Raw genomic sequence first — 12,303 nt, forward strand, 5'->3', positions numbered from 1 at the left:
TCCGCATCGGACACGACCAACGGCGCAGCAACAGGCATACGCCATTCAACCGCACTCCGACTCTTCGTCCAAGGACTTCATTCACGCGACACTAGCCCGTACCAGGCACCCCGGATTCCCGAACTCCGTGGAAATTCACGGGAGGTGCAGTCATTCGGCCAGTTCTGGCGCCAGTTTCGGGCAACCGGCGCGCACTTCGGGCACGGCGGTTCCCGGTTCGGGGTTTCCCACACGGGGCCCTGAAACGCCCCGAGTTCAGAGTTAACCGGGCCGGTTCGAATGGAGACTCCGGACTGCCCCGAGTTGGGTGGAGTCGAGTTGCTTGGTTTCACGCTACCGGTGGTGTGCGGAGTTCGTACTCCACCGGGCTGAGCATGCCCAGCGCAGAGTGCCTGCGCTGTCGGTTATGGAAGATTTCCAGGTACTCGAAGAGCGCGGTGGACAGCTCCAGACGCGTACGCCACCGTCTGCGGTTGAGTAGTTCGACCTGGACCCGGGCCCAGAAGGACTTCATCATCGCGTTGTCCACGCAGTCGCCGATGGAGCCCATCGAGGGCAGCAGGCCGGAGGCCCTCGCGCGCTGAGTGAATGCCCAGGACCCGAACTGCATTCCGTGATCGGGGTGAATGATGGTGCCACCCCGGCCGCGGGGAGCGGTTGCCGATGGCCATGGCGAGGGCGTTGGTGGTCAGCGCCACCAGCGCCGGTAACGCCAGCGTCAGGCAGGTGGCGATGGTCAAGACCGTGCCGGTCACGGCCTCAGACAGAGCGAGGACGCGCATCGGGTACAGCACGGAAACAGGCAGGAAAAACCCCGTCCCCACCGCGTCGACTCCCATGACCGCGCAGGCTACGCGCGCCGAGCGTACGGCCGACCGAGGACGTGCCACTGATTTGATGGACAAATTGTCTCCTGCGGCAGAACGATTCCGCCATCGTGTGAGGTCTTCATGCGCCGACGGCAATGGCATCGGAATCATCGATAACTGTACTGTTCTGTGCCGGGTGGCGTGATGGGATTTCACCCAAAGTAGGACATCGTTGTCCACGGTTGGCGATACGAGTCAGGTGGGGGAGGGGGGATGTTTGTCGCTCGACTGATTCGCCAACCGCCGATTGGTTCCCTTGCCGCATTGACGCGAAGAGATTATCGAGATCTGCTCACTCGACTCCGACTCATCTTGGCCAGGATCCGACTCATCTTGACCAGGTGACCCAAGGGGTGCGACATTCTCTCGCATTTGAGAGGTTTGATCACGAGATGCAGAGCGTGGGGGCGGCCGGCTGGCGGCGCGGGCGTGCTTGCGCGGCCAGCGAACCGTTGTCGCAACCGGTCAGCCGGAGGGTGACGAGGTCCTGGCGGGGCTACCGCGATTCTCGACCGCCTCCCGCATCACTGCGAGGTCGTATCGATCTGGCAGGTCGCGGCAGCAGCGAGCCCAGCGCGCCATCGAGCAGGACGCCGAGCCGGCGGAGGCGTGGAAGAAGGACACTTGGCCCCGGGTAGAACCTTGCGGCAGAGCGCTACGCCTACATTGTGTTCGAGGACGAGGCCGGGTAGTAGATGACTCCGCCGCGCGCTAGCCTCCGCGTTTCGTTTGCGGTGGCGTCCGGATCTTGAGCGGGAACGCGAAAGTGCCCTCTGAACTGGGAAGATGAGGCTTGTCTAAGGTCTCTGTCATCCCAGCAGGAAGGCACTTTCTGCGTGCACACTACCGGGTCGCGTCCCAAACTGGTCGTCTCGGCCGACGGCCGTGGGGTGGTCAGCCACGCAGGTTCCCGCCTGCTGGCCGACCTCGCCGATGCCACCGGTCTGGCAGCGGCCTTCACCGACGCGTTGCGTCGACTGCGGCCACGCGGCACCGGGCACGACCCCGGCAGGATCGCGGTCGATCTGGCGGTGATGCTCGCCGGCGGAGGTGAGGCCATCTCCGATCTGGCCCTGCTGCGCGACCAGGCAGAAGTGTTCGGCCCGGTCGCCTCCGCCCCGACCGCCTGGCGCATGTTGGCCGGCATCGATCCGGCCGCTCTGGCCGCGTTGCGCTCGGCCAGGGCCACAGCCCGGGACACCGCTTGGTTGCAGGCCGCCGAAACAAGGATCGGCATACCCGCGGCCCGCGCTGGCGGACGCGACGTGCCCGGCCTGGTCCTGGACATCGACGCCACACTCGTGACCTGCCACTCCGAAAAAGAGCAGGCGGCGCCCACCTACAAACGCGGATTCGGCTACCACCCGCTGCTGTGCTTCCTGGACAACACCGGCGAGGCCCTGGCCGGCGTGCTGCGGCCGGGCAACGCCGGCGCCAACACCGCAACCGACCACATCACCGTCCTCGACCAAGCCCTCGCGCAGATCCCCGACGCCCACCGCCACGGCACCCCGATCCTCATCCGCACCGACACCGCCGGCGGCGCGAAAACCTTCCTCGCCCACCTGCGTGCCCTGCGGAACCGGGGCATCCACACGTCCTTCTCCGTCGGCTACCCCGTCACCGAGCCCGTCCGTCATGCGATCAGGGCCCTGCCCGATCGGTTCTGGCACCCCGCCCTCGAACAGGACGGAACGTTGCGGGCCGGCGCCGAAGTCGCCGAGCTGACCGGCATGGTCGACCTGACCGGCCACCCTGACAGCACACGGGTCATCGTTCGGCGCGAACGCCCGCACCCTGGCGCACAGTTGTCGCTGTTCGACCTCGAGGAGGGCATGCGTCACCAGGCATTCCTCACCGACACCCCCATCGGAGAAGGATCCCTGCAGTATCTGGAGGTCCGCCACCGCGGGCACGCCCGCGTCGAGGACCGCATCCGCTGCGGCAAGAGCACCGGCTTCGGCCGCTTCCCCTCACGCCACTTCGCCATCAACACCGCCTGGCTGGAGCTGGCCCTGACCGCCATCGACCTGCTCGCCTGGACCCAGACCCTTCTGCTGGACGGTGAGTTGGCCACCGCCGAACCGAAGAAGCTCCGCTACCGCCTGCTACACGCAGCAGCCCGCCTCACCCGCGGCGGACGCCGCATCCACCTGCGGATCGCCGCCACCTGGCCCTGGCGCCACGACCTGACCACGGCATTCACCCGCCTCGCCGCCCTGCCCAGACCGGCCACCTGACCCACCGGCCAACTACTGCCCGCGACGACCCGAAGGAACCCTGGAGCACCCGACCCGAGCGTCGGGTGTCGGGTGTCGGGCCGCAGCCATACCCACCCACCGACAAGCAGCGACAACCCCGCCCAAGCCGATCAGCCCAGCTCAGCCGACCCCAAGCGAAACAGCGAGGCTAGGAGTTGTCGTCAAATGTCACGCCCACATCAGGGAGCGATGCGGGGGTGACGGCGGTTGAAGCACCGTTCCACGACGTTGCGACGTTTGTAGAGCTGCTTGTCGAAGGCCGGCGGGCGACCACCGTGGCTGCCGCGCCGCCGCAGCCAGGTGCGGATGGCTTTGGAGCTGTAGCCCTTGTCGCCCAGGGCATGCGCGGGCCGCACGCGGGGCCGTCCAGGACTGATGCGGAGCACCCGTATCGGTCCGGGACGGTGGTGAACTGGGTGCATTTCCCGGCTCCCGGAGGGTGATCCCGAAACATCGTGACACGTGGCGGGGCCGACGCCGCTGTGTGCGATGCCGGCTCCGGAGCCTTGGGTGCTACGGGCGGTCGAAGGGCTGACCCCGCAAGTCGAGACCGACGGGGAGGTGCAACAGCCGTGGGAACCGGCGCATAGATCTCTCGGTGAGGGGCATCAGGGCTCCTCCATTGACTCTGATGACCTGGTCAGTGACCTCAGGCCGGAGCGTAGTGCCGTGGTAGACCTCGGGGCGCGACGCAGCCAAGACGCTAACTGGTCGATCGTGGGCCGTATCCCTTTACGATCCTTGCAGTAGCGTTTCTGCTTCTGCAAAGCGTGCGCCCAGGTAGTACAAATGGGTAGGGTTGCTCCATGGCAAGTGTCGACGTGGAAGCCTTCGTTTCCGACATCGCTCGAGGACTCCAGTCCCGAAGGCATCAGCTCGCTGAGGCCTTCGAGGAGGGCTTCCGCAAGGAGGCTCCCCATCTCTGGCAGTACCAGGACCTGGTTGCTGTGGGGACTCTGAGCATCCCCGAACACATCGCCACCGTGCTCGACGCGCTGCAGCGAGGCTTCGATACCAGCGAGATCAAGACGCCGCCCGCCGGGATTGAGGTGGCGCGTCAGTTCGCGCGGAATGGGAAGTCGATCAGCGAAATGACACGCCTTTGTTTCCTTTCCTATACTTTTTGGCTCGACCTGTTCACCGAGGAGATATTCCGTCGCACCAGAGACCCTGAGTTGATCAAGGCAGTAGCAGTGGCGGCGGGTCGGGCCATTTTCGAGATCGTGGACCGCACCGCGGAGCAAACCGTCGCAGCCTACGTGGAAGAACGTGACCTGAGACTGCAGCGTCGGCTGATCGTGATCAATGAGGCCAGTACGCGGATCGGGACCACCCTGGATATGGCCCGCACCGCACAGGAACTGGCCGATGTCGGCAATGAGCACCTGGCTGATCTTGTCACCGTGGACCTGCTCGATTCTGTGATCCACGAAGAGGACCGGTATCCGGTACCTGGGCCGACGGTGCTTCGCCGGATAGCTCAGCGGTCCGTCCTGGATGACTGCCCGGACTCCGCGGTAGCTCTGGGGCAGACGCACAGCTACCCGGAGGGCTCGTACCCCGCTCGCGCGCTCACCAGGGAGCCTGTGCAGTACCGCATCACCCCTGACGACGTTGCCGCGTGGTGGGCGGCCTCCGCGGAGCGTGCGCGTGCCATCGGCACATACGGCATTCACTCGGTCCTGGTGGTGCCGCTGCGAGCCAGGGGGATCATCCTGGGCGTCGCGCAATTCTTCCGACACCAAACCGCCGAGGCCTTCGACGACAATGATCTCCTTCTGGCTCAGGAGATAACTTCCAGGGCCGCTGTGAACATCGACAACGCCCGCCGGTACACCCACGAGCGTTCCATCGCGGCCACTCTCCAGCGTTCCCTCCTGCCGCAGCAGGCAATGAATTTGGTTGCCGTGGAGACGGCGTCCCGCTACCTGCCCGCCGGGTCCCGCGGCGGGGTGGGGGGCGATTGGTACGACGTCATACCGCTGTCGGGAGGGCGCGTGGCCCTCGTAGTAGGTGACGTCGTAGGCCGTGGTCTCCACGCTTCCGCCACCATGGGCCGCCTGCGGACGGCTGTCCGCGCCTTCGCGGACATCGATCTGATGCCCGACGAGTTGCTCACGCATCTGGATGACGTGGTCATCCGCCTTCAGAAAGAGGAGGCAGGGCAGGAGGACGAGATCAGCGCCACGTGCCTTTACGCCGTCTATGACCCGGTCTCGCGGCTGTGCACCGTGGCCAGCGCCGGACATGTTCCGCCGGCTGTCATCACACCTGCGACCTCCGGCAGCATTCCGTCACTCCACAATGCGGTTGACTTTCCCGATCTGCCGATCGGCCCGCCGCTGGGCCTGGGAGGGCTTCCGTTCGAAACGACGGAGTTCGAAGTGGCGGAAGGAAGCGTTCTGGTCCTCTACACCGACGGCCTCATCGAAGCCCATGGCCGCGACGTCGATGTCGGGCTCAACAAGCTGCGGAGCGTTCTCGCCGAGGCCCCGTCGTCGCTGGAAGAGACTTGCGACATTCTGCTGTCGACGCTGCCGGAGCGACGTCGCTCCGATGACATCGCGTTCCTGCTGGCCCGGACCCGGTCGCTCGACTCCGGCCACGTCGCCTCGTGGGATCTTCCCTCCGATCCCGCGGTCGTCGCCGAGGCCCGCGCTTCTGCGGCCGACCAACTGGCTGCCTGGGGACTGGAGGAGTTGGCTTTCACCACGGAGCTCGTGGTCAGTGAACTGGTGACAAATGCCATCCGCTACGGGAAGCCTCCTATCCAGCTGCGGATGATTCTTCAGTCCACCTTGACATGCGAAGTATCCGACGCCAGCAGCACCGCCCCGCACTTGCGGCGTGCCCGCGTCTTCGACGAGGGCGGTCGAGGCCTGCTGCTGGTCGCCCAGCTCTGCGAGAGTTGGGGTACGCGGTATACCCACGGGGGAAAGGTGATCTGGGCGGAACAAGCACTTCTCCCCGAAGCGAAGTGAGCTGAACCGGATTTTCCAGCACACCGAGCACCGACGGCACCAGCCACATCCACGAGCCAGACGAGCGGACGAACCACGCCCATCTCTCCCGCCAGTGATTGGAGTTTATGCACGCACACCCCGAACTAACTAAACGACCACGTTCGGAAAGCGGATGGCGTCTGAAGCCAGGCATGATCTGGGAGAGCACAGGTCCGATGCCTGCATTACCCCGATGACCTGCGCGAGCGAGCTATCCGTGAGGCCTCGGGCTGTCTAGTAGGACTCCGTTAGGTTGCTCTGGCTCTTGGGTTTGGGCTGGTGGTGGATGTTCTGGGCAGGGGGCGGTGGCAGGTGGTGCAGGTGCCGGTCCAGCAGTTCAGCAGGTCCTGGATGGCGTCGAGGATCCGGTAGAGGGTGAGTCCGCTGTATCGGCTTTTGGGGCCAGGCGCTGTTCGGTGAGGAACGCGTGGGCGGCGGTGACCAGGGTGACGTGGTGATGCCATCCGGTCCAGGAACGCCCCTCGAAGTGGTCGAGGCCGAGGCCGTGCTTGAGTTCCCGGTAGTCGTGCTCGATGCGCCAGCGGATCTTGGCCAGGCGGACCAGTTCGGCCGGCGCGGTGGCGGCGGGCAGGTTGGACAGCCAGTAGTCGGTGGGGGCTTCGGTTTCCTCGGGCCATTCGACCAGCAGCGTCATCTCAAGCAGGACACCGTCCCAGTGGCCGTGTTCGGCGATGGCGGCGGCCCGGGCCAGACGACGGGGCCGGACCCCGGCCAGCCGCACCCGTAGGGCCAGGAAGTGCGAGCGCATCGCAGGTGGTGATCGGCCCACCGTCGGCCACGAACCGGATCGGCGGGCATCAGCGGCTCGATCCGGTCCCACGTCGCATCAGTGATCACTAATCGGACAGACGCATCCGATCAACTGACCAACCGATCGTAGAGACACGCTCTAGTCGCCTATATCGCCCGGGGACCTTGGCATCCACAAGGAAGCGTTACGGCAATGGGTCCGCCAAGACGAGGACGTCCAACGGGCCGTGCAGCACTACATGCAGGGCTCCTGGAACACGGTGCCCAACATCGCCCAGGTGCCGGGGGAGGAGGTCGCCCTCTTCTTGGCCAAAAGCATGATGTGCAACGTCATTGCAACCGCAGGCGGATCGGACGGCAACGACCCCCAATGGCAGCCGGTACTCGCAACCCTGTGGTCGCACAAGTTTGAACTGGCGTAGGCGACGGCCCCATCAAGACGCATGACGTCGTCACGCCTACTGTTGGCGGCTGCCGCGTTCTGTTCCTCAGAACAGTGGTGATAGGATGGCGACGTGGAGCGTCTACCGCCGTACCCGATTCAGTCGGTGGACAATGCGCTGCGCCTGTTGCTGATCGTGCACCGTGACGGCGTGCTGCGTCTGAGTGCCGCGGCGGAGGAACTGCACGTGGCCAAGTCCACTGCCCACAGGTTGTTGGCGATGCTGTGTTACCGCGGATTCGTCGCGCAAGACGCGGAACGCGCCTACGTCCCGGGGGCGGCGCTTGCAGGAAGCGGAGGGCACGTGCCGATCTCGCTGACCGGCGTGTGCCGGCCGTACCTCGAAAGGCTGAGCGAAGAGGTTCAGGAGACGGTTCACCTGGTTACCTTGCACGGAGCCGAAATCCGGTTCGCCGATTCGGTCGAAGGCCAGCAGTTGTTGCGTGTGGGCAGCCGTATCGGCGTCGTTCTGCCAGCGGTGCACACGTCTGGTGGCAGAGTTCTGCTGGCCGAGCTGCCGCGTGCGGACCTCGAGCGCCTTTTCCCGCAGTACCCGCCCGAATCGGATGAGATGCTGAAACTGCTGCGGACGCTCTCAACGACGCGTCGGCGCCGTTACGGCACCAATTTCGAGGAAACCGAAGCCGGTGTGACCGCTATCGGCGTTGCGGTTCGCGACGCGGACGGCAGAGCCGTGGCTGCTGTGACGGTCTCGGCGCCGACCATCCGTTATCGCCGTGGACAGATCGTCAACGTCCTGCCGGCGGTGCAAACGGCAACCGATGCCATTCGCAGGGATCTCATCGGGCAGCGCTGAGACGGCGGGTGACGCTGCCGAACGGTCCGCCGCACTGTTCTGTACAGCAGAACATCCATTGTTGGTCATGTGGCTCGGACTCAGACTGGGGGCGTGTCCAGCTCACAGAATGCAGTCGAGTCCCCCGTCCGGCTGCGCGCAGCCACGGCCGCGGACCAGCCCCTAGTCACACCGGCACTCGAGCAGCTCTACCGCGGGTTCGAGCGCGAGTCGCTGGTTCCACTCTGGACTGAGATCGGCGATCTCATGCCTGTTCAGCCGCGACCGCGAGCCGTACCGCACCTTTGGCGGTGGGAAGCGTTGCGAGTACTCGCGGTACAAGCCGGCGACCTGGTGCCGGTCGGCCGAGGTGGGGAACGGCGTGCGATAGCGCTCGCGAATCCGGGGTTGGGCGGACGCCCGTTTGCAACGCCCACGCTATGGGCGGCGATTCAATACCTGATGCCTGGGGAGGACGCGCCAGAGCACAGACACACGCAGCACGCGTTCCGGTTCGTCATCGAGGGCGAGGGCGTTTGGACCGTCGTCGGCGGCGACCCGGTCGCCATGCGGCGAGGCGACTTCCTGCCCCAGGCCAGCTGGAACTGGCACGCCCACCACAACGCGACCGCACAGCCGATGGCCTGGATCGACGGCCTCGACATCCCATTCCAATACGCCATGGACGCCACGTTCTTCGACTACGGACGCGATCAGATCAGTGACGCCGAACGGGCGATGCCGCACCGGTCTCGCTCCGAGATGCTCTGGGGGCATCCGGGCCTGCGCCCGTTGTCGGCCGGGCCGCTCACGCCGGGGTCGCCGCTGCTCGCCTACCGATGGGAGCACACCGACCGCGCACTCGCCGATCAACTCGAACTCGAGGCCGAGGGCTTCAACGCGACTGCCGAGTTCGGACACGCGGCCGTCCGGTTCACCGACCCGGCGACCGGAGCCGACGTTCTGCCAACCATCCGCGCCGAGATGCACCGGCTGGTCCGCGGCGCCGAAACCGCGCCGGCGCAAGCGCCAGGCTCATCCGTGTTCCAGGTATTCGACGGCTCAGGAGTCGTGACGGTCGCACAGAAGTCGTGGACGGTCGGTCGCGGTGATCTATTCGTCGTGCCGTCCTGGCAGCCGGTCTCGTTTCGATCCGAGGCCGGTTCGAGCGACTCGGACTCCGGGGCTTTCGATCTTTTCCGCTTCAGCGACGCGCCCGTGTTCGAGTCGCTCAAGCTCGACCACCACCTCACACGTGACGGGAGCACCATCCGATGAAACTCGCCACGATCCGAGTCCAGAACGGCACGCGTGCCGTGAAGCTCGCCGGCGACGTTCTCCTAGACCTCGGCGCGCCCGACCTCGGTGCGTTCCTCACGGATGCCAGATGGGCGTCACTCGCGGCCAGCGCCGATTCGGGCGACGCACCGGTGTATGCGGCCGCCGACGTCAACTTCGCGCCGCTTGTCCCGGCGCCATCCAAAGTGGTGTGTGTCGGCCTCAACTATCGAACACATATCCAAGAGATGGGGCGTGATTTTCCCGAATACCCGACTTTGTTCGCAAAGTTTGCCGATTGCCTCATCGGCGCGAACGATGAGATCGTGCGCCCGGACGAGACCGACCGTCTCGACTGGGAGGCCGAGCTCGCCATCGTGGTGGGCCGCACGGTGCGGCGCCCGTCGACGGCTGAGGCGGAAGCTGCGATCGCCGGGTTCACCATCCTCAACGACATCACCGCGCGCGACTGGCAATTTCGCACGAGGGAATGGCTCCAAGGCAAGATATGGGATTCCTCCACGCCGGTCGGGCCATACCTCGTGACGCCGGACGAGCTGCCCGGAGAGGTCCGCCCGACGCTGAACGTGACTTTGACCGTCGATGGGGAGGTCATGCAGTCGGACACGACCGCCGATCTCTGTTTCGACCCGGTCGCGCTGATCGAGTACGTGTCGACGATTGTGCGGTTGAATCCGGGAGACATCATCGCCACCGGCACGCCCGGCGGTGTCGGTCACGCCCAGAAGCCCGAGCGGTACCTGGTTGGCGGGGAGACCGTGGTGGTTGAGATCGACGGACTGGGCCGGTTGGAGAACCGGATCGTGAAGGTGCAGTCCCGGACGTGACCCGCGCTCTCGCCGACACCCGGCGCTGGATGCAGGAAGGCGCGGACCTGCTGCTCATTGCGCTCGCCCCGCTCGATGACGAGCAACTGTCCGCACCGTCCGCTCTTCCGGGCTGGTCGCGCAAGAACCTCGTGGCGCATCTAGCCGCCAACGCCGATGCGCTCATGAACCTGATGCGCTGGGCGGCCACCGGCGTGCCGACTCCGATGTACGCCTCACTAGAAGCCCGCAAAGCAGGCATCGAACGCGGCGCCGCACTGCCGGCCGACGAGCTCATGGCGTGGGTGCGCCAGTCCAGCTCGGCGCTCGAGGCGGCCATGGACGCAGCTGCAGAGGAGCACTGGCTTCGGCCAGTGGTTACCGCGCAAGGAAGGACAGTCCCGGCGACAGAAGTGCCATGGATGCGGGCACGTGAGGTGTACGTCCACGCGGTCGACCTCGACGTCGGCACCGAATTCAGGGACTTGCCAACGGACTACCTGGCTGCTCTGTGCGACGAGATCGTGGCCAAACGCTCCGGCGAGCGCGGTCCGACGCTAGAGCTGGCCGCGGCCGGTGGGCAGCGTTGGCACGTGTCCGGCACCGGCAATTCGATCGAGCTGGTCGGGACGGTTGCCGATATCGCGGCGTATCTCACCGGCCGGGCCCACGGCGTGACAACCGTTGACGGCCGAACAGCCCCTGAAATGCCACCGTGGCTCTGACGACGAGCTGTCACAGCCCGGCTATAACCAATGCCGGCAAGTTAAGGATCAAGGTCGCACTGAGCTTCTTCAGCGTTACCGCTCCAGCGTGAGGAAGGCCTTGACGATTGACGTCATGCGGATGCTGCTGCATCGGGACCTGCGGAAGATGCGCAGGACTTCAGCCCCGCGACGCCGCGTTCGACGGGCGCTCGTGCTGCGGCCAGTGCCTGGTTGAGGGTCTTCTCGGTGAGGGTGAGTTCCTGCAGGGGCCTGCGCTTTGTTCCGGTGGTCAGCCTGGGCCGGCGCCCTGGTAGGCGAGATCGGCCAGGATGGGCGCGCCCTGGAGCTCGCAGATCCGGATGATGCGGTGGCTGCGGGCGGCGGTCAGGTCATGGGCGCGGCCCGGCAGGGCGGGTGAGAGCCTGCCGGGCCACAATGCCGCCCGGTGCAAGGAAGGAAGGACGCTGCCGTGGGCTTGGACGGCAATTGGCACCTGTTCATCGACTCTCCGATGGGCAAGCGGCGGGTGTCGCTCGGTCTGGTGGAGACGGACGGTACGCTCGCCGGCGCGCTCGTGCCCCCTGGCGGCAACACGACGACGGAGATCTTCGCCGGCACGATCAACGGGAACGTCCTGCGGTTCCAGTCCAGGCCGCGGCACCTGAAGGTGACGGTCACCTTCTACCTCACCGCGTACGGCAATGAGCTGTCTGGCACGGTCACGGCTGGGATGCTCGGAAGCTTCCGCGTCTCCGGCCAGCGCTGCTGGCGGCACCGGCCCCCACAGGCCCGGCGGTCGGCGGTACGGAAGTTCTGTCAGGGCTGGTGCGAAACCCTATCCACGTTCGCGGTGGCATGGAGCGTATTCGGATACATGCTGCCTCCCCAGGGGCGGACCGGCGACACTCTTCAGGACGGGAGTGAACTGCTATCGTCCACCGTCGCGGACTGCTGGAATTCGGGTCCGCCGCTGACCCGGTCCGAAGCGAAGCGCTGGTTGGAGCTGACCGACCGGCTTCGCGCCGATCCGGACGAACCGGGTGAGTGAGGCCGGGGCCGTGGTGGTGCTCGTCGAGCGCATGGGAAGAAAGCTGTCATCGGCGAGTGCAACCTCGGCCGTCCCCTCGCCCTCCATATCCGGGTCTGCAAAACGAGCGGTATAACTGGGGTTGTTGGGGTTACTGACGTGCTGCTGAGAGGCGGCCGTCGAAGGTGATGTCGAAGGCGTTCAGAGAGATCTACCGGTTCAGTGATTCCTCTTCGAGGTGGCCATCGATCGGGTGACGGTTGACAGCCGCAACGAGCGAGGCCCCCGGACTGTTGATCGAGATGTCTGACGTCTCAATCACG

At 65.7% G+C, this 12,303-nt stretch carries 8 protein-coding genes and 4 pseudogenes; 8 read left to right on the plus strand and 4 right to left on the minus strand.

Translation table 11 applies throughout. The features are described from left to right. Window positions 1-328: 328 nt before the first annotated feature. Window positions 329-683 (minus strand): annotated as a pseudogene (locus AB0M29_RS44090) (IS3 family transposase); the annotation flags it as partial. 992 nt (window positions 684-1,675) lie between these two features. Here AB0M29_RS44090 and AB0M29_RS44095 point away from each other — a divergent pair. After that, window positions 1,676-3,109: an IS1380 family transposase gene (locus tag AB0M29_RS44095; protein WP_365393271.1), complete on the plus strand. Its 1,434-nt coding sequence runs from the start codon at window positions 1,676-1,678 to the stop codon at window positions 3,107-3,109. Window positions 3,110-3,333: 224 nt separating this feature from the next. Here AB0M29_RS44095 and AB0M29_RS44100 read toward each other — a convergent pair. Beyond that, a pseudogene (locus AB0M29_RS44100) lies at window positions 3,334-3,522 on the minus strand (IS5/IS1182 family transposase); the annotation flags it as partial. 414 nt (window positions 3,523-3,936) lie between these two features. On the opposite strand from AB0M29_RS44100, the gene AB0M29_RS44105 reads away from it, so the two are divergent. Beyond that, window positions 3,937-6,111: a SpoIIE family protein phosphatase gene (locus AB0M29_RS44105; protein ID WP_365393251.1), complete on the plus strand. Its 2,175-nt coding sequence runs from the start codon at window positions 3,937-3,939 to the stop codon at window positions 6,109-6,111. 358 nt (window positions 6,112-6,469) lie between these two features. Here the strand turns inward: AB0M29_RS44105 and AB0M29_RS44110 are convergent. Next, window positions 6,470-6,901: pseudogene (locus tag AB0M29_RS44110) on the minus strand (transposase); the annotation flags it as partial. Between the two features lie 229 nt (window positions 6,902-7,130). Here AB0M29_RS44110 and AB0M29_RS44115 point away from each other — a divergent pair. The 5 genes from AB0M29_RS44115 (at window position 7,131) to AB0M29_RS44135 (ending at window position 10,971) form a co-directional block, all read left to right on the plus strand. Continuing rightward, a complete protein-coding gene (locus tag AB0M29_RS44115; RefSeq protein ID WP_365393253.1) occupies window positions 7,131-7,325 on the plus strand; it encodes a hypothetical protein in 195 nt (64 codons plus the stop codon). Between the two features lie 93 nt (window positions 7,326-7,418). Next, entirely contained in the window at window positions 7,419-8,162 is a 744-nt protein-coding gene (locus AB0M29_RS44120; RefSeq protein WP_365393256.1) for an IclR family transcriptional regulator, read from the plus strand. 93 nt (window positions 8,163-8,255) lie between these two features. After that, entirely contained in the window at window positions 8,256-9,419 is a 1,164-nt protein-coding gene (locus AB0M29_RS44125) for a cupin domain-containing protein (RefSeq protein ID WP_365393259.1), read from the plus strand. After that, window positions 9,416-10,267 carry a fumarylacetoacetate hydrolase family protein gene (locus AB0M29_RS44130; RefSeq protein WP_365393262.1) on the plus strand — a complete coding sequence of 284 codons (852 nt, stop codon included), beginning with the start codon at window positions 9,416-9,418 and terminating at the stop codon, window positions 10,265-10,267. The genes AB0M29_RS44125 and AB0M29_RS44130 overlap by 4 nt, the downstream gene beginning before the upstream one ends. After that, window positions 10,264-10,971: a maleylpyruvate isomerase family mycothiol-dependent enzyme gene (locus AB0M29_RS44135; RefSeq protein WP_365393265.1), complete on the plus strand. Its 708-nt coding sequence runs from the start codon at window positions 10,264-10,266 to the stop codon at window positions 10,969-10,971. The genes AB0M29_RS44130 and AB0M29_RS44135 overlap by 4 nt, the downstream gene beginning before the upstream one ends. Before the next feature lie 75 nt (window positions 10,972-11,046). Here AB0M29_RS44135 and AB0M29_RS44140 read toward each other — a convergent pair. Beyond that, a pseudogene (locus AB0M29_RS44140) lies at window positions 11,047-11,374 on the minus strand (transposase family protein); the annotation flags it as partial. Window positions 11,375-11,422: 48 nt separating this feature from the next. Here AB0M29_RS44140 and AB0M29_RS44145 point away from each other — a divergent pair. Beyond that, on the plus strand, window positions 11,423-12,001 hold the full coding sequence (locus tag AB0M29_RS44145) for a hypothetical protein (RefSeq protein WP_365393268.1): 579 nt from the start codon (window positions 11,423-11,425) through the stop codon (window positions 11,999-12,001). Window positions 12,002-12,303 lie beyond the last annotated feature (302 nt).

The sequence above is a fragment of the Streptomyces sp. NPDC051976 genome (genome assembly GCF_040680795.1).
Lineage (GTDB): Bacteria > Actinomycetota > Actinomycetes > Streptomycetales > Streptomycetaceae > Actinacidiphila.